The organism is Paraburkholderia sp. CNPSo 3076 (assembly GCF_026343935.1).
In the GTDB taxonomy this organism is placed as follows: Bacteria; Pseudomonadota; Gammaproteobacteria; order Burkholderiales; family Burkholderiaceae; genus Paraburkholderia; species Paraburkholderia nodosa.
This window is the reverse complement of record NZ_JAPMAL010000027.1, coordinates 172,992-195,453: the sequence shown is the minus strand read 5'-3', so window position 1 is coordinate 195,453 and position 22,462 is coordinate 172,992. Positions and strand designations below refer to the sequence as shown.

The following is a 22,462-nucleotide window of genomic DNA, read 5'->3' as shown; positions in this document are numbered from 1 at the left end:
TCTCCTGAGTGGATTATTGGGGGGGGATGGCCTGGCGCCGGCAGCGGTTGGCGGTGCGAGCCGATGCAGCCACTTTATCCAAAGCGAAAAGTTATGCAAAATGATGTTTTTTCGCACCTCGTATAACGAATCGTTATGCAAAACCGGCTCGCGGACGGACGCGTCAAATTCCGTCATCTTCAGTGTTTCCTTGCCGTGGCGCAGATGGGCAGCGTGCAGCAGGCCGCCGAGAGCCTTTCGGTCACCCAGCCTGCCGTGTCGAAGACGATTGCCGAGCTGGAACTGGTGCTGGGCGTGAAGCTGTTCGAGCGCGGGCGGCACGGCGCGGTGCCCACGCGCGAGGGGCAGCTTTTCATGCCGCACGCTAGCGCCTGCGTGAGCGCGCTGCGCCAGGGCGTGGCCTTGCTAGCGCGCGACGAAGGCGCGGTGACCGCGACGCTCGATATCGGCGTGCTGCCTACTGTGGCGACGGCGTTGCTGCCCGGCGCGTTGCGTCACTTCGGCGAGGAATGGCCGCGCGTGAGCGTGCGGCTGATGACGGGGGCCAACACCGAGCTGCTCGATCGGCTGAAGACAGGGGCGATCAGCTTTGCGGTGGGCCGTCTGGCCGACCCTGAGCGCATGGTGGGCCTGAGCTTCGAGCAGCTGTACAACGAGCCGCTCGCCGTGGTGGTCCGCGCGGGGCATCCGCTCGCGCAGGGGGCGGGGTTGCCTGCGCAACTCGCATCGTTTCCGCTTGTGCTGCCGCCGTTCGGCACGTTGATCCGCCAGGCGGCGGACAGCCTGCTCGCCGCCTGGCGCGCGCCGCCGCTGTCGGTGTTCGTCGAGTTGCTTTCGGTTTCGGTGGGGCGCGCGCTGGCGCTCCAGAACGACGCGGTGTGGTTCGTGCCCGCCGGTGCCGTCGAGTACGATCTTCGGCGCGGGACGCTAGTGCGGTTGCCGTTGCCTTCCGCGGGCGGCGAAGAGCCGGTGGGGGTGATTCAGCGTACCGATACCCAGCCCGCGCCTGCCGGTCGCGCGTTGATCGAGGCCGTGCGGCGTGCGGCGCGCGAGCGCGATGTGCGGCCGGATGGCTCCGCCGCGCCCCGGACGCGGCGTGCGCGTGCCGCAAACCCTTCCGCGGGCAAGCGTTCGCCCGGCGCCAAGGGTTGAGGTCTCACGGATCCCGCAGACCCAATGCCGCGCGCTGGATTCAGCCGGCCGCGAGCTTCGCCTTGGCGCGCGACTTCGAGGTTGCCGACGCTTCCGGCGCAACGCCGGGCAGGCGCGCGCTCGTGGCCATCCACAGCACTTCGGCGTCTTCTTCGCTCGTCGAAATGGCCGCGTGGCCGGTGCGGCTGTCGAAGTAGAGGCTGTCGCCGGCTTCCAGACAGGTGGGCGCGTAAAGCTCCGAATACAGGCACACGCTGCCGCTGATCACGTAGAGAAACTCTTCGCCTTCGTGACGGCCCCAGTCGTCGAACGCGTCGAGCGAATGCGCGGTGATGCGGATGCGAAACGGGAGCATGGCCTTGTGCGCGAGATCGGTGGCGAGCAACTCCATTTGATAGCCGCGATAGGCGTGGCGCTGACCCGCGCCGTTGCGCGTGAGCGCGCGGCGGCCGCCGGCATTGAGCCTGGGCGGGGTGCCGAACAGCTCGGCCAGGTCGATTCTGAGCCCGCCGACGATCTTTTGGAGCACGTCGAAGGTTGGCGACATGAGGCCGTTTTCAACTTTCGACAGGGTCGAGCGGGAGACGCCGCACAGGCGGCTGGCCGTATCGAGCGTCAGGTCCTGGGCGACGCGCGCGGCGCGCACGCGGCGGCCGAGTTCGGTGGTCGCCGTGCTGGCGGATGGGGTGAGCGTGGAGTCCATGGGCTACGTTCGAATGCTGACAAAAAGCCCTGGTTGGGCCCCGCGATGTCTTACCGATCATATCAAACGGTTGCCCGCGCGAAACCCTGACCTCGCCTGGCCGGCCCGGGCCGCGACGTCCGCTCGGCGGCATGGGGCAAGCCGCTATGCATTGATGCCCCGTTTAATTGCGAATTAAAACGATTCGATTTAATGTTTTTTAAAGATTGATCGGGTGTTGATTTAACAAACTTTAAAGATTTCTTGGGTTTGATATTAGAGTGACGCTTCAATATGCGTCCATGCGTCGCGGCTCACACGGATTTTGATATTTATCATTGTAATCAGATGATGTGGATCAAGTGGAGAGCGCAAAATGCATGACGAACGACTCGAATTATTGCTGGCAATCTCGCGAAGAACGCTCGGGATCGAGAGCTTCGAACTGACCGGGAAGCCGACCGCCGACGCGCACCTCGTGAGCGCGGAGGATATTGGCCGCGCGCTGGAGTCGGCGTATGACGCCGGGTTGATCGTCGGCTACCGCATGGGCCGCGCCGAGTGCGAGCAGAACGCCTGAATACCGCATGACGCGATTTAGGAGCGGCGTCCTTTAAAGGGGCGCCGTTTTTATTTTGGCTTTTATTAACACGATAATAAACATTACCCATGATTAATGGGCGATGCGGCGCCCGATCCAGCCCAGACGATTGTTATTCAACGCTTCATCAGCTGCATGACGCACGGTGCGCCTGCACCGGCGCCCGTACGAGGAAACCTGATCAGTCAGACGAGCCGACGCAACGGCGCGAGCGACCAGTCGTGCGGCACGCCATGCACGGCGAAAAACCACGCGGCCACCCATGACGCGGCGACGACGATCAGGTCGCAACGTCCGCTGCGCCACCAGTTCAGCGAGTGCCGTTGAAAGATCCACGGCACACCGAGTGGATTGGGCCAGTCGGCGAACAGGTGGATCACGCCTCCGCAAGCGAAGCCGAACGCGGGCGCCGCGAGCGGCAGGTGCCCGAGTTTGTGATACGACCACACGAGCAACGCGATCCAGCCGATGCCCCAGTGCGTGAACGTGCGATGTGTGATCCAGAGGCGCCGCTTCTTGCGCCACCATGCGACCTCCAGCCAGTCGGGCGCCGATCCGCCCGCGACACCCGCCGCGAACGCGAGCGCGGCGTAGAGATGCCAGGCGCTATCGGCGCCCTGATGCGTGACGATTGCGGCGGCGATGACGCCGGCGGCCCAACCCGTGGCGTGATGTGCGGTGCCTGATGCCATGAAGCGGTGTGTTGCGAAGTCGAAGGGGGCGCAATCTTCGCAGATGTGTCGCCGTTATGACAGGGGCGACAGGCCGGCGACATGCGGTACGTCGTGTGGCGCGCGCGGTGCCCGCGCCAGTCGTTCGCGCGTCAGGTCGTGCAGCGCGCCACGTCGAAGCGCAGTTCTTCTTCAGGCGGATCGTTCGACGCCGAAGCGCCGTGCGTGACGCGAATGACCGAGCCGTGGCCGTTCGGTGTGAGCGTGACGAAGTACGACGCGTCCGAACGCGAGCCCACGCTCAGCTCGGTCGTATTGCCGTCACGCGAAGTGTGCACGCGCGGCAGGCGGTCTTCGAGGCAACTCGCGACCGACGATGCCGACCGCGCCGACGAAGCGTAGATCATCGGTTCGCCGTTCGAAGCGGTGCCGGACGGCGGTGTCGATCCACAAGCGGCGATGAGCGCGAGCGGAGTCGCGGCGAGGATTCGTTGCGTGAGCGTTTTCATAGGCGGCGTGACAGTATCGAAGCAGCGGATTATGCCAATGAGTATACGCACCCCGATCTGGATCAAGGCCCACGCAGACGTAAAAAGATGCAACAGGTAACACGAAAAAACGCACATGCGCTTGTGGCGCATGTGCGTTTCGCAAAGGCAAGGCAGCGTGGCGGGTCGCGCCGGGTTTGCCCAACCCCGAGCGATCAGAAGCGGTGACGCAGACCGACTGTCGCGGCCACCTGATTGTTCGTTGATGAAGGCGAGAGCGTATTGATCGCAGCGACGTTCGCGATGCCAGAGCCGTCGGCGTTATAGCCGAGCGAGCCCGAAGCGTGCTGGTAAACGCCGGCGAGATAGACGTCCGTGCGCTTGCTCAGCGAGTAGTCGGTGCCGACGACCACGGTGTGCCACTTCGGGCTGTTGTTGCTGCCGTTGCCCGTGACCGTGCCGTCGGTGAACGTGTAGGAGCCGACGAACGCGAGGGCGGGCGTCAGATGGTAAGCGCCGTTGATCTCATAGTTGTCGACGTGCAGGTTCAGGCCCGAGAGGCCCGGCAGCGGCGCGCTGCCGCCACTCGAGAGACCCTGCATGCCGTCGATCTGCGAGTGCGTCCATACGAAGCCAACCTGTGCCGGGCCGAAGGTGTAGTTCACGCCCGCGCCGAACGAGCGCTGCAGCCGTGCCGAGATGTTCTGGTCGGCCGAAGCCGCGCTGTTCGCGGCGCCGAGGCTGCCGGAGTTGTTCTGTTGCGAGTAGGCGGCTGCGAAGTTCAGCGGGCCGTTGCCGTACGATGCGCCCACGCTCCACGCGCGGCCATTGGCGAAGCCACTCGCGTCGTTGCTGAAGCCGTACAGGCCGCCGAACTGGAAGCCTGCGTAGTTCGCGCTGGCGTACTTGACCGAGTTCTTGATCGAATAGCTTTGCGCGAGGTTGTCGTTGTCGAACGGGTGGCCCGCGAGATTGTTGCCGAAGCCCGCGCCGGCTTCCGAGAGCGGCGAGAGGTAATCGACCATCGAGTCATACTGCCGGCCGAGCGTGAGCGTGCCGAACCGATCGCTCTGCAGGCCGACCCAGGCCTGGCGGTTGAAACCGCTGTCGCCGTTCTTGTAGCCGCCGTTGTTGAGATTGAAGCCGCTCTCGAGGGTGAAGATCGCCTTCAGGCCGCCGCCCAGGTCTTCGGCGCCGCGAAAGCCGAAGTAGTTGTTCGAGAGAGCGCCGCTACCCTGAGCCCACAGGCTGTGGCCGCCGACGTTGTTCGCGTAGACGATGCCGGCGTCGAGCGAGCCGTAAAGGGTGACGCTGCTTTGCGCATGGGCGCTTATGGCAAATGCACTGAGGACGCCTGCAGCAATGAGTGCTTTTTTCATGTTTTCTCCGGTCAGAACTTGGGGAATCCCGGGCCGAATATTCTGAAAATCGATTTCGTGCCCGGCTGATTCGCAGCGAAGTGTAGGCCCGCGATTCGGCGTATTTACGCAAATCGACGCAACAATGCATTCATCTTATTTCTCGATCAGCATTAATCGCCGTAAGTGACTGCATATAAAGAGATTTTCTATTGGATTATCTGGTGCGACAAAATGGTCCGTATGGATAATCTGTTGCGCACCCGCGACGATGCGGCAAACCCGCACAGAGGCTGGCCTAGCGCGAATTCAACGCTCTTTCAAGCGCGATTCTTGGCGTTTGGTGAAAGGTACTGTTCCAGATCATGGACTGAACACACGCATCGCGCGGCGGTACAATTTCTCCAGCCCTCGACCAAGGGTGGTCTTTTTTCATCTGTTTTTACGCGGCTCTCGGGCCGCGTTTTTTTGCCTGCGGAAAATCATTTTAAATTAATGCGCGAAGCGGAATGGTGCATTGCGGAAAACGCAATGATTAAAGCCGCTGTCAGATATTCCGGTTTGGTGGCGGGATAATCCGAATCAACCGGATAGCAAGACGACGCGCCCGACGCGCGACGCGATCCGGGTAGAATCTTGCCCTTGCCCCGCGACGGGCAAGTCCCGCGCAGAACCCGATGAAAACCCCGCCATGACCGATTCCTCACCCGCAACCGATCCCGATTTCCCCGCCGATGACCCCGCAGCCGAAGCCGAGGTGATCCAGGAAGCGCGCCTATGGCGCAAGGACGGCTGGACCGCGCGCGTGATCAAGAACGAGGACGACGACGGCTGGGCCGTCCAAATGATCAAGGACGGCGAGCCGGAGCCTGCACTCGTCGGCCCGTGGACCATGGGCCGTGACAAGAAGAATCCCAAGCCGCTCGATACGTCGGCGTTCAACACGCTCGTAAAAACCGCTTCGGAGGTGCTGCGCCGGCACGAGCAGCAATTGCGCGCGCTGCTGCACAAGCGCGTGAGCGTGCAGACCGCAGAGGGCGATGTGGACGTGACGCTCGACATCGTTCCCGACGAGTACGAGCCCTACGCGCTCGTCAGCGCGATCGATGCGTTTGGCGAGCAACTCGCTCAAGCGCGCGTCGCGCCGAACTTCAAGCTCACGAAAGCGCGCGCCGAGGCCTGGGCCGAAGGCGGTTTCGGGCGTATCGAGTAAATATCAGAACCCGCCCGCTGACTCCTGCTTGCAGAAGATCGCAGTCAATAGCGGTCCGGCATGGTGGACGATGGCGTTATTGCCTGCCGCCGTGAGTGCCGCCTGCACCCTGGCCTGGGTGCCGACCACGACGGCCCCGTAGGCGGAAGGGGCGATGGGCGTGCCGTCGCCGGTCTTGAAGAGCGGGTCGTCCTTCTGGAAACCCACGATGGCGAACACGCTGAAGCCATAGGCGGTCATGCGCTGGCCGCGCGCGGGCCAGAACGCGTTGATCGAATTGCTTTCGACCTTCATGGGCTTCGGATCGATCAGGTTTTGCATGATCAGCCCCGCGATGAAGTCGTGCGCGGACTCGCTGCAGGTCAGCGAGTCGTCGATGGCGGCGGCGCGGGCATTGCCGGCGAGAAGCGTCAGGAAAGCGAGAAAAAGGGCGACAAAGGTAAAGCGTTTCATTAAATGAGTGGCGAAAGTGCGTACGCCCAGGCCGGAATGCGGTGGGCGCACAACGCCCGGGCTGGCGCGAAGGGTTGCACTCTACGCGTGTTCGGGCGATTTCGCTTGCGGCGCTGCGGGAGCCGATCTGGCGCTTTGCCTTACAAAACCACAAGCTGAAGTAGGGCGAACGTCGGAACACCTGCAAGTTTTCTGGAAGGCGTATATATTTCGCGGTTATGACCGAAAAAAACAAACCTGTAAAAACGGCTCCACGGACGGTGCCGCAGCCGCGCACGTGGGACGCTCGCGCGGCGCGTTGGCTCGTCACTCCGCTTATACCCACGCGCGTTACCCCGAATCATCTGACCACGCTGCGACTCCTGATTGGCGTTGCCGGCGGCTTTTATCTGGCGCTCGGAGATTTTCTGCACGTCAATATCGGCGCATTTCTGATCGTACTGTCGAATTTTGTTGACCATACCGACGGTGAGCTGGCGCGCATCAGCGGCAAAACCAGCCGAATCGGGCATTTGTACGATCTCGCGGCAGACGCTCTCGTTACCGTTCTGCTGTTCTTTGGCATGGGCTACGGCCTCGGCGTCGTGGCCGCCCACGCCGGCGCCGAATGGCGTGTGCCGCCCGCCGTGCTCGGCGGCATCGCGGGCGTCGCGGTCGCCGTGATTTTTTTCCTGCGCATGCGCGTCGAGGAAATGGCCGGCAAGGCGGGCACCCAACAGGCGTTCGCCGGCGGCTTTGAGACTGAGGACGTGTTGTATCTGCTACCCCTTGTCACGCTGACAGGCGTCGTGTCGCCGTTCATTATCGCGGCCTCGATCGGGGCGCCGTTGTTCGCCATCTGGGTGGTGCTCGACTATGTGCGCGTGACGCGCCGCTTGCGCCCCGCCAAGGAAACCAGTCAGGCGTGGAGCAGCAGATGAGCGTGCAAGCAGAACAAGAACAGGTCGTAGCGCCTCCCGTCCCCGCACCAGCCCGCGCCGCGCGCGCGGCGGCCGGCGAGCCGGACGGCGCGATCGGCCGCACGCTTCAACCGTTGAACACCGCGCGCCTGCGCGACGACTACCAGAGCCAGGGCTCGTTCCTGTATCTCTCCGATTTTCTGCCCGCCGACGCCACGCAACAGTTGATCGACGCGGCCAACGCGCTGCTTCCTGAAGTCAACCGCAACTATCTGCCGGGCCACAAGGCGGGCGGCAGCGTGAGCCGTCACACCATCGACCGCCTCGCGCCGTACATCGCCGAGCTTTACCGCTCGCCGCAACTGATTGCGTGGCTCGAAAAGATCACGGGCGACCGCCTGCAGTTGTCGCCCGAAGACGACCCGCACGCTTACGCGCTCTATTACTACACACGCGCCGGCGATCATATCGGCTGGCATTACGACACGTCGTATTACGACGGCCGCCGCTATACGGTGCTGCTCGGCGTGATCGACGAGTCGTCGTGCAAGCTCGACTACGAGCTGCACACGAAAGACCCGAACAAGGCGGATGAACCGGGCTCGGTGCAGTACCCGCCGGGCGCGCTCATCGTGTTCGACGGCGACAAGCTTCGCCATCGCGTCACGCCGAGCCTCGAGGGCGAAGTGCGCGTTTCGCTGACGCTCGAATACGTGACGAACCCGAACATGCGCCCGTGGCGGCGTTTCATTTCGAACATGAAGGACGCCATTGCGTACTTCGGTTTCCGTCAGGTGTTCCGCAAGGCGTTTGGAGGCAAGGTGTGAGCCGTGCTGCCATCCTGCTGCTGTCGATCGGCACGGCACTCTTCATTGCGCTGCTCGCCTGGCAGGGACTCGGGTCGGTAACGGGCGCGCTCGCGGCCGCCGGCTGGGGGCTGGTGCTCGTCGCGGCGTTCCACGTCGTGCCGCTCGCACTGGACGCGGGTGCGATCGCCGTGCTCTTTGGCAAAGGCGAGCGTGTCGATCAACGTGATGCACTGCTCGCGCGGTGGAGCGGCGAGTCGGTCAACAGCCTGTTGCCCGCGGGCCAGATCGGCGGCCCCGTGGCGATGGTTCGCCAGCTCGCGCAACGCGGCATGTCGATGCGCAACGCGGCGGCGGCCATCACCGTGAGCACGACGCTGCAAGCCGTCGCGCAGATCGTCTTCGCCGTATTCGGCATCGCGCTTTTTTCGGCCTACGCCGCCAATGGCGCGCCGCGCGATCTCGGCGTCGCCGCGCTGATCGCGACCGCCGTGCTCGGCGGCCTGATCGCGCTGTTCTATGGCGCGCAGCGCCGCGGTCTGTTCGGCCGCCTGCTGCGTCTCGCTTCGAAGGTGTTCGGCAAGCGCGACTGGTCAACGCTTGCCACGCGCGCCGACGCCATCGACGAAGCCGTGAAGTCGCTTTACGCCCGGCGTGGCCGCGTGGCGGTCAGCTTCGCGCTGAGCCTCGCGGGCTGGCTCGTGGGCACGGTGGAAGTGTGGCTCGCGCTGCGCTTTCTCGGTCATCCCGTAGGCTGGATCGATGCGCTGCTGCTCGAGAGCATCGGCCAGGCGATTCGCGGCGCGGCCTTCGCCATTCCTGGTTCGCTGGGCGTGCAAGAGGGCGGTTATCTGCTGCTCGCGCCGCTCGTCGGCCTGCCGCCCGAGGCGGCGCTCGCGCTCTCGCTTGCCAAGCGCGCGCGAGAAATCCTGCTCGGCTTGCCGGGCCTTCTATATCTGCATTTCAGCGAACGTAGCTGGCAACGCCGGCGCGCCTCGCGCGTCTGTGCTGTCGAAGTCGCCGATTGACCTTTTTTCTCCCAAGGAACGTTTGCGCATGCGCGCCATCATTCTCGCGGCAGGCCTCGGCCTGCGCCTTCAGCAACACGCTGGAGAACAGTTTCCGAAATGTCTGCTGCAGTTCGAGGGCGTGACGCTGCTCGAACGCCATCTGCAATTGCTGGAAGAGGCGGGAGTGACGGACGTCGTGCTCGCGCTCGGCTTCCAGCCTGAGCTGGTCGAGGCCGAACTCAAGCGCATCAGCTGGCCGCACAAGGTCGAGGTCGTGATGAATCCGCGCTTCGACCTGGGCAGCGTGCTCACGGTGCATCGCACGGCAGAAGCGCTCACGCGCGGCGGCGACGTGCTGCTCATGGACGCCGACGTGCTCTACGACGAGCGCGTGTTCGCGCCGCTCGTGGCGGGTGCGGGGCCGGCCAACCGTCTCTTGATCGACCGCGACTTCGAAGCCGGTGACGAGCCCGTGAAGCTGTGCCTGCGCAATGGCGTGCCCGTCGAACTGCGCAAGCAGCTGGCGGTCGGTCTGCAATACGACACGATCGGCGAGTCGGTGGGCTTCTTTCGCCTGAACGAAGCGACGGCGCGCCGTTTTGCGCAGATCGTCGAAGGCTACGTCGATACGGGCCGCGCGAACCTGCCGCACGAAGAAGCGCTGCGCGACCTGCTGCTCGAACGCGGCAGCGAATTCGAAACCGCGGACGTGACCGGCGCGCCGTGGATCGAGATCGACTTCCCCAATGACGTCACGCGCGCCGCAGAGCAGGTGCTGCCGCAACTGCGTCCCGTGGTGAGCCGCGTGAAGCAGACGGCTCTCTGAAGCGCATCTGCGCGGATTGCCCAACGCTGATTGCTTGAATCTGGCCGCGAGGTCTGCCTCCGCTTGAAAGCGGAGGCGGGCTTCGCGGCATTTGCTTTTGCGGGCGCTTTCGCTTCATGCCGCACACACGAGGCGCGCCGCTTCATCTGTTGCCGGGTTCCCGTTTTCCGCAACAAGGGCCATAATGGCAGCTTTACGCCATCAGCCACGCTGATCGTCGTTCCTGCCCATGCCATTAGCCCTCGGCACATTCATCGTTCCGCTCATTGTCGCGTGCTCGATGTTCATGGAGAACGTGGACGGGACGGTCATCGTCACCGCGCTCCCCGCGCTGGCCCGCGATCTCGGGCAGGACCCCATCACACTCAAGCTGGCCGTCACGAGCTACGTGATCGGCCTTGGCGTGTTCATCCCGATCTGCGGCTGGGTGGCCGATCGCTTCGGCTCGCGCAATGTGTTTCGCACTGCCATCGGCATCTTCATGGCTGGGTCGCTGATGTGCGCGGCTTCGAGGTCGCTCGAGACGTTCGTGGCCGCCCGCTTCGTGCAGGGCATCGGCGGCGCGATGATGGTGCCGGTGGGCCGGATCATCATCTTCCGCTCGCTGCCCAAATCGGACTTCATTCGCGCGGTCAACTATCTCACGGTGCCCGCGTTGCTCGGGCCGGTCGTGGGGCCGCCGCTCGGCGGGTTCATCACGACGTATCTGCATTGGCGGATGATTTTCTTCATCAATATTCCGATTGGCGTGCTCGGCATCTGGCTCGCGAACCGGCATATCGAGAACATGCATGAGGAGCATCCGGGGCGGCTCGACTGGGCCGGCTTCGTGCTTTCGGCGGGTGGGGCGTCGCTGTTCATGCTCGGCCTCTCGCTCGTGGGCGGCGAGCTCGTCGCCACTGGCACTGCGGTGACGATGTGCGTGATCGGCGCGTTGCTGCTGGTGGCCTATTGGTTGTATGCGCAACGTGTCGAGCGGCCCGTGCTCGATGTGAAATTTCTGCGCATCCCCACGTTCAATGCGAGCGTGGCGGGCGGGTCGCTGTTTCGCATCGGGCTTGGCGCCGTGCCTTTTTTGTTACCGCTCACGCTGCAGGAAGGGCTCGGCATGACGGCGTTCGCGTCAGGCGCCATCACCTGCGCTTCGGCGTTCGGCTCGATCTTCATGAAGGCGATCGTCTCGCGCGTACTCGGGCGCTTCGGCTTTCGCCGCACCCTGATGGTCAATGCGGTGCTCGCGGGCACGGCCATCGCGATATGCGGCTCGTTTTCGCCTGGCATGCCCGTGTGGCTCATCTGGCTCATCGTGCTCGCGGGCGGGATCTTTCCTTCGCTGCAGTTCACCGGCCTCAATTCGCTCGCCTACGCCGATATTCCGACGCGCGACATCGGCCGCGCCACGAGCGTAGCAAGCGTGATCCAGCAGGTGTCGCTCGGTCTCGGCGTGACGATCGCGGGCCTCGTGCTGCAGATCTCGCATCGCGTGCAAGGGCATTCTGCCATCGTCTGGTCCGATTTCTGGCCGGCGTTTCTCGTGGTCGGGCTCTTTTCGGTGGCGTCGATTCCGGTGACGATGCGTTTGCCCGCGAATGCGGGCGAAGAAATTGCGCGCGGCCGGCGCGGCAACGCCTGATCCAGTCCAGGACGGGACGTCGTCTTGCACGGCAGCGGAATCAGCGGATCGCCGGATCGCAATCGTTTTCCCGGCATGCTATAAGGCCAAGGCAGGTTTCCGGTAGGCCAACAAACCGAATCATGGGGTGAACTCAATGAAGCTGGTTGAAAAAACGAAAATTTCCGCTGCCGCTCTCGCACTGCTTTCGCTATCCGCCTTGTCGACGGGCTTCCTCGAAGCCACGCCGGCCTTTGCTAAGGATACGCAGCAACGCCCCGCGGTCCTGAATGCATCGGCGGTGGCCGTTGCCGACAAGTATGCGGCCGACGCCGCCGAGCAGATCCTCAAGGAGGGCGGCAACGCCGTCGATGCGGCGGTCGCCATCGCCTTCTCGCTCGCCGTGACGTACCCCGAAGCCGGCAACATCGGCGGCGGTGGGTTCATGACGCTCTACGTGAACGGCAAGCCGTACTTCCTCGACTATCGCGAGCGCGCGCCGCTCGCCGCCACGCGCACGATGTACCTCGACGACAAGGGCAACGTGATCCCGGGCAAGAGCCTGTTCGGCTATGACGCCGTGGGCGTGCCGGGGACGGTCGAGGGCATGTGGGAAGCGCAGAAGCGCTTCGGCAGGCTGCAATGGAAGCAGGTGCTCGCGCCGGCGATCAAATACGCGCGCGACGGCTTCGTCGTGGACGAGCAGCTCGCAAAGCGCCGTGAGGCCGCAGAAAAGGACTTCGCCGGCAAGACCAATTTCGACGACTACTTCGGCAACCTGAAGGAGGGCGTGACGTTCAAGCAGCCCGATCTCGCCAACGTGCTCACGCGCATTGCGAACCAGGGCGCGAAGGACTTCTACGACGGCAAGACCGCGGACCTGATCGCCGCCTCGATGAAGGGCCACGGCCTAATCACGAAGCGCGACCTGCAGGAGTACAAGGCAGTGTGGCGCCAGCCCGTGGAGGCGAAGTGGAACGGCTACGAGATCATCACCGCGCCGCCCCCGAGTTCGGGTGGCGTGGGCCTCGTGCAGCTGCTCAAGATGAAGGCAATGCTGGCGCCGCAATTCAAGGACGTGCCGCTCAATTCGCCGCAGTACATCCATCTGATCGCGGAGATCGAGAAACGCGTGTTCGCGGATCGTGCGCAATATCTCGGCGACCCCGACTTCTACAAGGTGCCGGTCGCGCAGCTCACCGACGACGCCTACCTCGCGAAGCGCGCCGCCGAAGTCGATCCCGACAAGCCTTCCGACACCAAGAGCGTGCAGCCGGGCCTCGGCACCTCGATGCCTGAGAAGGCGGAAACGACGCACTTCTCGGTGGTCGACAAGTGGGGCAACGCCGTTTCGAACACGTACACGGTCAATGGCTATTTCGGATCGGGCGTGGTCGTGCCGGGCGCCGGCATCGTGCTCAACGACGAGATGGACGATTTCGCGTCCAAGCCCGGCGTGCCGAACATGTTCGGCGTGGTGGGCAGCGATGCGAACGCGATTGCGCCGAAGAAGCGTCCGCTTTCGTCGATGACGCCGACCATCCTCACGAAGGACGGCAAGGTGGCGCTCGTGATCGGTACGCCGGGCGGGTCGCGCATCTTCACGTCGGTGTTCCAGGTCATCAACAACAACTACGACTTCGACATGCCGTTGAAGGACTCGGTGGCGGCGATGCGCTTCCACCACCAGTTGCTGCCGCCCAACACGATTTTCTGGGAGCCGTACCAGCCGATCGACGGCGAACTCGCCAAGCAGGTCGAGGCGAAGGGCTACGTGCTGAAAGGGCAGGACTTCAACGGTGACATTCAGGCGATCCGGATCAACGGCGATACGCCCGACGCGGTTTCCGACCCGCGCGGCCGTGGCGTGTCGCGCCTGATCCAGTAAAACCGCGACGCCGATGCGAAACGATGCGCCCCGCATGAAAGCAAACCATTTCGCGTCGGCAAGCTGGCATGGGGTGGCAAAAGTTTGCATGACATGAGCGTTTGTCCTCAAATTTGGGGATGCCGCTCTGTTATTCATCGCGTACTATGCAAGCTCCGGCGGAAGACAGCCCTTTGCCGGCGTGTGTTTTTCTTGGGGCGGCATTTGCCGCCCCATTTTCTTTTCGGCATGTCCGCTGCACGCTTCACAGTCGCACTGCATATTGAATCCGTCAGGCGAGGTCACTAAGCTCTGACGTTTGCGCCGCCACGTAAGTGAGGCGCGCGCCCACTTCTCATCGCACCCGAGCATGGACCTGACGAGCCGCGAACTCGCGTTGATCGCCGACGTCTTCAAGCTGCTGGCCGACCATATCTTGCCCGAGGGCGCCTTGCGTCTCGAGGTGGGGCGGCGCCTGCTCGAACTGCTGCACGCCGACGGCCTGCATGCGGACGCGGACCTGTTCGTCTGGTCGGGCGAAGAGAATCTCGATCATCTGCGCATTCGGCGCGGCAAGCGGTGCGAGCATTTCTCCGCTCGGGAACGGGCGCTGTTCGATCTGGTGCGCCCGGCTTTCATTGCTGCGCTGGCGCGCTCGCACGCGCAGACGGGGCACGTTCAGCCGCCGCAAGGCGACCCATCCACTGCGGATAATGAAGCGATCAGCCGCCTGACGCGGCGCGAGCGCGACGTGGTCGCGCTCGTGGTGGAAGGGCTGCTCGACAAGGAGATTGCCGAGCGGCTAGGCATTTCCTATACGACCGTGCGCACCCACCTCGATCGTTCGTTTCAGAAACTCGGCGTCAGCAACCGCTCGCGCCTCGCGCGGCTCGTTCAGGCGACGCCGCGCTGAGGCGCGCCGCGTCTCCCCTTATTCCGGCACGGCTGCCGAAACGTTCTTGCCTGCGGCGTCGATCAAGCCGAGGCAGGTTTGTGCGTTGCCGATCCGCTCGATCGCGAGCAGCGCGAAGCGCGCGAGAAAGAGCGGGCCGTTGGCTTCGCCCAGATTGGTCATGGTCTTGCACAGCTGCGTGTAGACGGTGTCGAGTTCGCTGTCGGTCATGGCTTTCTCCATCTGTACTTGATTCCGCCAGCGCTCAGGCACACAGCGCGTGGTCGAGGGCGGCGAGCGCCCGCGTGGCGACTGTGCCGGCTTCGCCGTGCCAGCGGCCGAGCACATGGCCGTCCGGGCGCACGAGGTAGAGAGTGCCAGGCTGCGCGCCGTACATCGGGAACAGGCGTCCCGTTTGGTCCCAGCCGCTGCGGCGTGGTGCGTCGCCGGGCTGGCGCTGCGCGAGCGGCACCAGCGCGAACGGCTGTGCGCGTGCGGCCAGCGTCGTTTCGAGCGCGGCGATCGGGGCGGGCGTCGTGCCATCCTCGCTGAAGTAGAACGCCGTAAAGCCTGGCGCGATCAAGTCGGTCACGTGGCCTTCGCGTGTGCCTGCCTGATCGACGATCGTGAGCGGGCATTCGGGCAGCACCGTGCCCGGCGCCGGGCCGTTCGCGAATGCGTCGCAGGCCGCGTTGAGCGGCGAGGCCGTGTAGGCGATGGCCGAAGTCTGGCGCGGATTGATTAGCGAGCGCACGGCGGCGTGCTCGCGCGCGAGGCTCAGCACGGCGGTGCGCATCAGATCGAAGGCGAACGACGGCGGCGCCATGAACTCCGTGCTCTTGGTCCCGTAGCTCAAGTTTTCGTGCGCGGCGTAGACGCGCTCGTCGGAGTAGCTGTCGAGCAGCGCGTCGCTCGCGAGACCCTTCACGACATACGCGAGTTTCCACGCGAGGTTGTCGGCGTCGTCGATGCCCGAGTTCGCACCGCGCACGCCGAAGATCGGCACGAGGTGCGCGGCGTCGCCCGCGAACAGCACGCGGCCGTGGCGATAGCGCTCGAGCGTGAGCGCGTTGGCCTTGTAGATCGTGATCCAGACCGGCGACCACGATGCTCTCTCGCCCATCATGTCGAGCAGGCTCTGCACGCGCGGCATGACGTTTTCGGGTTTGATCGCTTCGTCGGCGTCCTCGCCGTCGCGCAGCTGATAGTCGATGCGCCACACGTTGTCGGGCTGCTTGTGGACGAGGACGGTCGAGCCGGGATTCGACGCCGGGTCGAAATACGCGAGCCGCTCCGTGGGCCGCGCACTGTCGAGCAGGATGTCGACGATCACATAACGGCCCTCATAGCTCGTGCCCTGAAGCTTCAGGCCGAGCGACTCGCGCACCGTGCTGCGGCCGCCGTCGGCGGCGATGAGCCAGTCGGTCTGCGCGATGTAGTCGCCTGCGGGCGTGGACAGCGAGAGCGTCGCGCCATACGCGTCGTCCTGCAGGGCCGTCACTTTCGTGCACCAGCGAATGTCGATGAGATCGGAGTGCCGTTCCGCTGCATCGAGCAGGAATTGTTCGATGTGGTACTGCGCGAGGTTGACCATCGGCGGCAGCTTCTGGTTTTCGTCCTGCGGCATCGTGAAGTGCAGCACTTCGTCGTTGCGATAGAAGCTGCGCCCGCCGGTCCACGGCAGGCCTTTGGCGAGGAAGCCGTCGAGCGCGCCGAGGCGCTCGACGATTTCAAGGCTGCGGCGCGAGATGCAGATCGCGCGGCTGCCGTAGCAGACCGATTCGTCGGCTTCGATCAGCACCGAGCGCACGCCGTGCTTCGCGAGGCCGAGCGCGATGGCGAGGCCCACTGGACCGCCGCCGACGATCGTCACGGCGTGGCGTTGGGCTTCACGGCCGTCGTCTAGTTCGGGCAGGCGGGCGGCGTACTGCTTCGCCTCGAACGGATAGGGTTTGAATCCGGCGCTCATGGGAATGCGTCTCCGATACGTAAGTCTTGTGCTTGCCGGCTTGCCCCGAGCAGGGGCGCTGGCGATGAAGTCAGTATGGAGCGCGAGGCGCGGCCCGCTGTCCTCAATTTGGGTACAGGGGGCTTACGGGGGGAGATGAGCGGGTGTTGCGCACGCCTACTTCTTCGCGCGCTTGCGGCGGGTGTTTAGCCCTGATCCGTCGCCAGACAAAGCGCAAAAAGCTGCCGCTGGCTCGAAATGCCCAGCCGCTGATACGCGCGTTTCTGATACGTCACCACACTGCTGGGCTTCACGCCCATGCACTCGGCGATTTCAACTGCGCTGCGTCCTTCGAGCACGCCGCGCAGGGCGTCGAGTTCGCGTTTGGACAGCGTGGGGCAGAGTCCGCGCAGGCGCGCGAGCATCATCTGAGGAATGCCGAGCTGGCTCTGGCCGCGAATCGTGTAGTGATGCCGCGCCGACTCGCCGATCAGCGGCGCGAGCGATTCGACCAGCTCCACTTCGCCCGGCTGAAAATTGCCGGCGTCGCTTTCGCGGTACAGGTTCACGGAGAGCCAGATGTCGGCGGCCGGCCGCAGCAGCAGCGAGAGCCGGTCGGACACGTTGGGCGTGGCGTAACACGCGGTGCGGTAACCGTCGTGCGCGATGTCCGCGCTGCTTTGCCAGTGCAGCACGAGCGACGAGCCGGGCTTGTCGGTCGAGCCGCCGGTGACGATCTGCTGATTGCCGTCGAGCGCGTAGAAGAGGCGCGCGTAGGTATCGGCGACGTCGCGCAGAAAGCGTCCGCCGCGATGATCGGCCACGGAAACCGTGCGCGGCCGGTTGCCGAATTCGTAGGCGAACACGGTGCACTGCGTGACCGAAGTCGCCGGGCCGAGCATGTTCAGCACTTCGGCGGCGAGCGCATTGGCGTCGTCGCGGCCAATGGCCGAAACGAGGCTGGTGACGCGCGAGAGGTCGAATTGACCTGCCTGCCTCGGTCGATCGAGATGCCAGTAACGCATGTTTCTTGACGGAAAACGGCTGGAAAAAGCAACTTCTATGAGATTAGCATCGTTTCGCATCGGCGCGAAAGCGCTAGCAGCGGGGCCGGATCGCCGCGCGCGATGCCGCCATGAAGCCTGCGTCAACGAGAGCAAGGAATGGCACGTTGGGGTAATCTCCACCCTCGGCCGGCGCCGTATTCGCGCCATGTTTCCTTACCTGAATATCCCCGCGCGCAGGTTATCTCGAAATGTTGACGCTCCCCACCGCGATTCCACCCGATTTCGGCGCCGGAGCGGTCTTTCTCAGCGTACTCGTCACGCAACTGGGCGTGCCCGTGCCGGCCGCGCCGGTGTTGATTCTCGCGGGCACGATGGCGGCGAGCGGCGAGACATCCTACGGGAGCCTGCTGGCGGCGGCCGTGATCGCCACGCTGCTCGCGGATTCGCTGTGGTTCGCCGCGGGCCGCAAGCGCGGGCGGCGTCTGCTCAACGGGCTCGTGCGCTTTTCGCTGTCGCTGGACACGACGATCCGCATCGCGCGCAACGTATTCGAGCGCTACGGCGCGCCGATTCTCGCGGTGGCGAAGTTCGTGCCGGGGCTCGGCCTGATTTCCGCGCCGCTGCTCGGCACGACGACGGTGGCGGTGCACGTCTTCCTGTTGTGGGACACGGTAGGCGCGGCGTTGTGGGCGGGCACCTGGCTGCTCGGCGGCGCGGCGCTGCATGCGGAAATCGTGCGGTTCGCGGCGTTCGTGCGCGCGAACGGCATGACGATCTTCGACGTGCTTGCCGTGGCGGGCGTGCTGTTCCTCGCCTGGCGCTGGCTGCGGCGCATGCAGTTCCGCCACTGGCTGGCGACGCACCGCATTTCGCCCGATCAACTCGACGAGATGATGAGGTCGAGCGCGCCGCCCATCGTGCTCGACGCGCGTCCGCAAACCGTGCGCGAGAAGGAGGCCTACCGGATTCCCGGCGCGCGGCCGCTGAATCTCGAATCGAGCGAAGAACTCTCGCCCGAACTGATTGGGCGTCCAATCGTCGTGTACTGCGTGTGCCCGAACGAGGCGACGGCCAAGCGCATCGTCGATCAACTGCGCAACAAGCACATCTATCACGCGCACGCGCTCAAGGGCGGGCTCGACGCCTGGGAGCGCCACGGTTATCCGGTCGAGCCGTTGTCCAACGAGTTCCACGCGGCGCATGCCCATGCCGATGAACTCGAAGCGGGCGAGGAAGTGGAATACACCGTGCGGGCAAGCCTTTCCAAATAACGGTAGTTTTGCCGCGCGTCGCCAGGCGCGCGGCGTTGCCTACGCGCGCTGCCGGCGCGAGCCGCCGCCCACGTTCTGTCCCGCGTCGCGCGCCATCTGCGCATAACCCCACACCGAAATCAGCGTGAGCACGCCGGCCCCGAGAAAGGCGAGCCGGAAGTCGTCGAGCGTGAACACATGGCCCGTGGTTTCGCCGTTGACGTTCGCGGCCACGCGCAGTGCGAGCGCGCCGAATGCAATGCCAAGGCCAATGGTCATCTGCGCCGCGGCGCTCCAGAGCGTGCTGGCCGCGCTCGTCTGCGGCTGCGCGACGTCGGCGTAGGCCAGCGTGGCGAGGGTGGAAAACTGCATCGAGCGCGCCATGCCGTAGACGAACACGACGATCAACACGATGGCGAGCGGCGTGTCGGGCGTGAGCAGGCCCCACGCGATCAACGAGACGCCCGCGACGCTGACGTCGATGACGGAACCCAGCCGGAAGCCCCAGCGTTCGAGAATGCGCGTCGTCAGCGCCTTCATGCCGAGATTGCGGAGCGCGCTCACGAGCAGCAGCAGGCCGGACTTGAACGCCGAGAGACCGAAGCCGATCTGGAACTTCAGCGGCATCAGATACGGCGCCACGCCGATGCCGATACGCGTGATCGAGCCGGTCACGATCGTGACGGAAAACGTCGGAATTTTCAGCGTGGAAACATCGACGAGCGGGTGCGGATGCCGTTTCGCATGGACGAACGCGACGACCCCGATCGCGACGCCCGCCGCCACGAGCGCCACCGCGCGCCACGGATTCTGGCCGGCCTGGCTCGCGAGTTCCGCGCCGTAAAGGATGGCGGTGAGCGCGGCGCCGCTCAGCACGAGGCCCGCCACGTCGAGCGGCCGGCGCTGTTCGCCGCGCAGGTTCGGCACGATGGCGGCGATGGCCGCGAGCACGGCAATGCCGAACGGCACATTCAGCAGAAAGATCCAGCGCCACGACCGGGTGCGTCCGGAATGAAGGTGCCGGTGCTGAGCTTCGGCACCGGCACGTTCGGCGGCAAAGGCGAGTTCTTCGAGGCCTGGGGCGCAACCGATGTCGCCGAAGCGCGCAAGCTCATCGACATTTGCCTCGACGCCGGTGTGACGATGTTCGACACGGCCGACATATATTCGAGCGGCGCGTCGGAGTCGGTGCTCGGCGAAGCGCTCAAGGGGCGCCGCGACAAGGCGATCATCTCGACCAAGGCGACCTTCCGCTTCGACGACGAACCCAATAACGTGGGCTCGTCGCGCTTCCACCTGAAGCGCGCGGTGGACGCGGCGCTGAAGCGTCTGCAGACCGACCATATCGACCTGTTCCAGTTGCATGGATTCGATGCGCACACACCGGCCGAGGAGGTGCTGTCCACGCTCGACGAACTCGTGCGCGCAGGCAAGATTCTCTACACGGGCGTGTCGAACTTCTCGGGCTGGCAGCTGATGAAATCGCTGGCCGTGGCCGATCGCTACGGCTATCCGCGTTACGTCGCGAACCAGACGTACTACTCGCTGATCGGCCGCGACTACGAGTGGGAGTTGATGCCGCTCGGGCTCGACCAGGGCGTGGGCGCGGTGGTGTGGAGCCCGCTCGGCTGGGGGCGTTTGACGGGCAAGATCCGGCGCGGCCAGCCGCTGCCGGAGAAGAGCCGTCTGCACAAGACGGCAGAGCAGGGGCCGCCGGTGCCGGACGAGTACCTCTTTCGCGTGCTCGACGCCAGCGACGAGATCGCGAAGGAAACCGGCAAGACCGTGCCGCAGATCGCGCTGAACTGGCTGCTGCAACGGCCGACGGTCGCGACGGTGCTGATCGGCGCGCGCGACGAGGCGCAGTTGCGCCAGAACCTGGGCGCGGTCGGCTGGAACCTCACGCCCGAGCAGGTGGTGAAGCTCGACGCCGCGAGCGCGGTGCGGCCTGTCTACCCCTACTGGCATCAGGAGGGGTTCGCCGAGCGCAACCCGTCACCGGTGTGACGGGTTTCTTCGCCCGTTGAGGCTTTATCAAGCCGCTTCGGTCTGGCGCAGGATCTGGGTTGCGCCCAAATGCAGTGCCAGCGCGAAGAACTCGCGTTCCGCGAGATTGAGGGTCTTCGCGGCGGCCATTGCGCGGTAATGATCTTCCGGGTGCAGGAACAACTTCACTTCGACTTTCGACTGACGGTTCTGCGCGGACTCCATGGATGCTTCTCCTTCGGTAACCGGGCGCTCGGCCCGTGACGGGTGCCCATTACCGGGCGTCCATACGCGCCAAGGGCGCGCGCCGTTTGCCGCGATGCGAGCGGCGGCATCAAAACGGCGATGACGCGGAGTGGGCCTTTCAAGTTCGCCTGCAGCGGCGCGTGCGCGGCAGCAGGACACGCGCGCTGAACTAGCGAAGCGTGGGACGACGCAATGCGCCGGTAGTGCGGTTGAAGCCGGGATGAGACAGGTGATGCGACGGCGGGGCAACTTGCTGCATAGCGACCAACCTCCGGATTTTTTCTTCTTGTGCGGCAGGGCGCCGCATGTAGTACGGGCCAGAGTGTAGTCGGGTTTTGGTCTAGGGTAAACCCCTAATTCGAGAAGAATTATTGCATAGATTGAGAAAATCGCGCGGCAAGGCCCGAAATGCGGCGTGGACGCACTTCAAATTATGCGGAATGAATGGGAAATGGGGCGGCGTGAATCGCCGCCCCGGCGCTGGCCTGCAAGCCAGCGTGAAGGCGTGAGCGCGTCAGCGCCCGGCCATTATTCCTCGACGCGCTTGCGCAGGCGCGCGCGCGCTTCGCCGAGCGAGAGGAACTTGCCGTGTGCTTCGTCCAGCACGGTGACCTTGCCGTGGCCGATGTCATAGACCCAGCCCTGCAGTTCGAGCTGGCCCTGGGCCACGCGCGCCGCCACGGCGGGGTGCGTGCGCAGGTGCGTGAGTTGCAGGCGGACGTTTTCTTCCACGAGCGCCTGAACGACCTGGTCGTCGTCCAGACCGCGGGTCTTGACCACGCTGCGCGCGGCTTCCGCGTTGCGCAGCCACGCGTGCACGGTGGGCATGTCGGCAGTGGCTTCCGCGCCCGAGGCGAGCCCCTTCATCGCGCCGCAATCGGTGTGGCCGCACAGCACGATCTGCTTCACGTTGAGCGCGAGCACCGCGAATTCCACGACGGCTGAAACGCCGCCGAGCATTTCGCCATACGCCGGCACGATATTGCCGATGTTGCGGCAAACGAACAGATCACCGGGTTTGGCCTGCGTGATCATTTCCGGCGAAACGCGCGAGTCGGCGCAGGTGATGAAGAGCGTGTGCGGCGCCTGGCTGTGGGCGAGGCTGTGGAACAGCTCCTTGTTGCCCGGGAAAACGTGATGAGTGAATTCGTCCACGCCGTCGAGCAGGTGTAACAGGTCGCAGCCGCACGAATCGGAGTGACCGTCGTGCGAGTGGGTGTTGTCTGGCATGGATGTTTCTCTCTTTATCATGAATCGACACTATCGAATGGCAACAGCGGGAGTTTACGCTGAGCCGACCCCTTGCGGCTCGGAAAACTTCGCGCCACCTTGCGAAGGACAGCTGTTTTCCCGGTACTCAATCGTCCAACCGGCGGGATATGTCGATAAACCGGCCGAAAAGACAGCTAAGTACGGGAAAGCGGGCTGCGGCGAGGGCGCTGACGTGTCGCGCGTTTTCGTTCGAAAACAGATTTTCTCACGCCGAGCGTCGTTG

The 22,462-nt window shown here is 64.5% G+C and carries 23 protein-coding genes and 1 pseudogene; 13 read left to right on the top strand and 11 right to left on the bottom strand.

Annotated features, from left to right (window positions below):
- Positions 1-135: 135 nt before the first annotated feature.
- Positions 136-1,152, top strand: coding sequence for a pca operon transcription factor PcaQ (pcaQ, locus tag M3A49_RS28985; protein WP_266232072.1), 1,017 nt, complete (start codon positions 136-138; stop codon positions 1,150-1,152).
- A 40-nt stretch (positions 1,153-1,192) separates the two neighbouring features.
- Here pcaQ and M3A49_RS28980 read toward each other — a convergent pair whose 3' ends face one another.
- Complete coding sequence (locus tag M3A49_RS28980; protein ID WP_266232071.1) at positions 1,193-1,855, bottom strand: helix-turn-helix domain-containing protein; 663 nt, start codon at positions 1,853-1,855, stop codon at positions 1,193-1,195.
- Positions 1,856-2,210: 355 nt separating this feature from the next.
- Here M3A49_RS28980 and M3A49_RS28975 point away from each other — a divergent pair, with 355 nt between their 5' ends.
- The gene (locus tag M3A49_RS28975) at positions 2,211-2,414 is read left to right on the top strand and encodes a DUF6900 domain-containing protein (protein WP_028205037.1); all 204 of its coding nucleotides are present in this window, start codon (positions 2,211-2,213) and stop codon (positions 2,412-2,414) included.
- 206 nt (positions 2,415-2,620) lie between these two features.
- Here the strand turns inward: M3A49_RS28975 and M3A49_RS28970 are convergent, their stop codons facing one another.
- The 3 genes from M3A49_RS28970 to M3A49_RS28960 form a co-directional block, all read right to left on the bottom strand.
- Positions 2,621-3,127: a metal-dependent hydrolase gene (locus M3A49_RS28970; RefSeq protein ID WP_028205038.1), complete on the bottom strand. Its 507-nt coding sequence runs from the start codon at positions 3,125-3,127 to the stop codon at positions 2,621-2,623.
- A gap of 131 nt (positions 3,128-3,258) precedes the next feature.
- Positions 3,259-3,615: a sugar ABC transporter ATPase gene (locus tag M3A49_RS28965; RefSeq protein ID WP_254355022.1), complete on the bottom strand. Its 357-nt coding sequence runs from the start codon at positions 3,613-3,615 to the stop codon at positions 3,259-3,261.
- Positions 3,616-3,809: 194 nt separating this feature from the next.
- Positions 3,810-4,973: a porin gene (locus M3A49_RS28960; protein WP_266232070.1), complete on the bottom strand. Its 1,164-nt coding sequence runs from the start codon at positions 4,971-4,973 to the stop codon at positions 3,810-3,812.
- 165 nt (positions 4,974-5,138) lie between these two features.
- Between M3A49_RS28960 and M3A49_RS28955 the strand changes: the two genes are divergently transcribed.
- The gene (locus M3A49_RS28955) at positions 5,139-5,528 is read left to right on the top strand and encodes a hypothetical protein (RefSeq protein WP_266232069.1); all 390 of its coding nucleotides are present in this window, start codon (positions 5,139-5,141) and stop codon (positions 5,526-5,528) included.
- Positions 5,529-5,643: 115 nt separating this feature from the next.
- Positions 5,644-6,165, top strand: a complete 522-nt coding sequence (locus tag M3A49_RS28950) for a hypothetical protein (RefSeq protein WP_028205041.1) — start codon at positions 5,644-5,646, stop codon at positions 6,163-6,165.
- Positions 6,166-6,168: 3 nt separating this feature from the next.
- Here M3A49_RS28950 and M3A49_RS28945 read toward each other — a convergent pair whose 3' ends face one another.
- On the bottom strand, positions 6,169-6,618 hold the full coding sequence (locus M3A49_RS28945) for a hypothetical protein (protein ID WP_266232068.1): 450 nt from the start codon (positions 6,616-6,618) through the stop codon (positions 6,169-6,171).
- Between the two features lie 218 nt (positions 6,619-6,836).
- Here M3A49_RS28945 and M3A49_RS28940 point away from each other — a divergent pair, with 218 nt between their 5' ends.
- The 7 genes from M3A49_RS28940 (at position 6,837) to M3A49_RS42530 (ending at position 14,551) form a co-directional block, all read left to right on the top strand.
- Positions 6,837-7,538 carry a CDP-alcohol phosphatidyltransferase family protein gene (locus M3A49_RS28940; RefSeq protein ID WP_266232067.1) on the top strand — a complete coding sequence of 234 codons (702 nt, stop codon included), beginning with the start codon at positions 6,837-6,839 and terminating at the stop codon, positions 7,536-7,538.
- Complete coding sequence (locus M3A49_RS28935) at positions 7,535-8,344, top strand: 2OG-Fe(II) oxygenase (protein WP_266232066.1); 810 nt, start codon at positions 7,535-7,537, stop codon at positions 8,342-8,344. Before M3A49_RS28940 ends, M3A49_RS28935 begins: the two co-directional genes overlap by 4 nt.
- Entirely contained in the window at positions 8,341-9,351 is a 1,011-nt protein-coding gene (locus tag M3A49_RS28930; protein ID WP_266232065.1) for a flippase-like domain-containing protein, read from the top strand. Before M3A49_RS28935 ends, M3A49_RS28930 begins: the two co-directional genes overlap by 4 nt.
- Before the next feature lie 28 nt (positions 9,352-9,379).
- Positions 9,380-10,159, top strand: a complete 780-nt coding sequence (locus tag M3A49_RS28925) for a phosphocholine cytidylyltransferase family protein (RefSeq protein ID WP_266232064.1) — start codon at positions 9,380-9,382, stop codon at positions 10,157-10,159.
- 229 nt (positions 10,160-10,388) lie between these two features.
- Positions 10,389-11,792, top strand: coding sequence for an MFS transporter (locus M3A49_RS28920; protein WP_266232063.1), 1,404 nt, complete (start codon positions 10,389-10,391; stop codon positions 11,790-11,792).
- 136 nt (positions 11,793-11,928) lie between these two features.
- Complete coding sequence (gene ggt, locus M3A49_RS28915) at positions 11,929-13,659, top strand: gamma-glutamyltransferase (RefSeq protein ID WP_254355013.1); 1,731 nt, start codon at positions 11,929-11,931, stop codon at positions 13,657-13,659.
- A gap of 349 nt (positions 13,660-14,008) precedes the next feature.
- On the top strand, positions 14,009-14,551 hold the full coding sequence (locus M3A49_RS42530; RefSeq protein WP_323183340.1) for a helix-turn-helix transcriptional regulator: 543 nt from the start codon (positions 14,009-14,011) through the stop codon (positions 14,549-14,551).
- An 18-nt stretch (positions 14,552-14,569) separates the two neighbouring features.
- On the opposite strand, the gene M3A49_RS28905 is transcribed toward M3A49_RS42530, so the two are convergent.
- The 3 genes from M3A49_RS28905 to M3A49_RS28895 all read right to left on the bottom strand — a co-directional run bounded on the left by M3A49_RS28905 (position 14,570) and on the right by M3A49_RS28895 (position 17,503).
- Positions 14,570-14,761 (bottom strand): hypothetical protein, encoded by a 192-nt coding sequence (locus tag M3A49_RS28905; RefSeq protein ID WP_028205049.1) that lies wholly within the window; start codon positions 14,759-14,761, stop codon positions 14,570-14,572.
- 34 nt (positions 14,762-14,795) lie between these two features.
- Positions 14,796-16,499, bottom strand: a complete 1,704-nt coding sequence (locus M3A49_RS28900; protein ID WP_266232062.1) for an FAD-dependent oxidoreductase — start codon at positions 16,497-16,499, stop codon at positions 14,796-14,798.
- Positions 16,500-16,684: 185 nt separating this feature from the next.
- Positions 16,685-17,503: a helix-turn-helix transcriptional regulator gene (locus M3A49_RS28895; protein ID WP_266232061.1), complete on the bottom strand. Its 819-nt coding sequence runs from the start codon at positions 17,501-17,503 to the stop codon at positions 16,685-16,687.
- 230 nt (positions 17,504-17,733) lie between these two features.
- Here M3A49_RS28895 and M3A49_RS28890 point away from each other — a divergent pair, with 230 nt between their 5' ends.
- Complete coding sequence (locus M3A49_RS28890) at positions 17,734-18,756, top strand: VTT domain-containing protein (RefSeq protein ID WP_266232060.1); 1,023 nt, start codon at positions 17,734-17,736, stop codon at positions 18,754-18,756.
- 39 nt (positions 18,757-18,795) lie between these two features.
- Here the strand turns inward: M3A49_RS28890 and M3A49_RS28885 are convergent.
- A pseudogene (locus M3A49_RS28885) lies at positions 18,796-19,731 on the bottom strand (MFS transporter); the annotation flags it as partial.
- Between the two features lie 15 nt (positions 19,732-19,746).
- Here M3A49_RS28885 and M3A49_RS28880 point away from each other — a divergent pair.
- Entirely contained in the window at positions 19,747-20,742 is a 996-nt protein-coding gene (locus M3A49_RS28880) for an aldo/keto reductase (RefSeq protein WP_266232059.1), read from the top strand.
- 27 nt (positions 20,743-20,769) lie between these two features.
- Here M3A49_RS28880 and M3A49_RS28875 read toward each other — a convergent pair whose 3' ends face one another.
- Together M3A49_RS28875 and M3A49_RS28870 are read right to left on the bottom strand one after the other, a co-directional pair.
- Entirely contained in the window at positions 20,770-20,946 is a 177-nt protein-coding gene (locus M3A49_RS28875; protein ID WP_154677984.1) for a hypothetical protein, read from the bottom strand.
- Positions 20,947-21,495: 549 nt separating this feature from the next.
- Positions 21,496-22,197 (bottom strand): carbonic anhydrase, encoded by a 702-nt coding sequence (locus M3A49_RS28870; RefSeq protein ID WP_266232058.1) that lies wholly within the window; start codon positions 22,195-22,197, stop codon positions 21,496-21,498.
- Between the last annotated feature and the right edge of the window lie 265 nt (positions 22,198-22,462).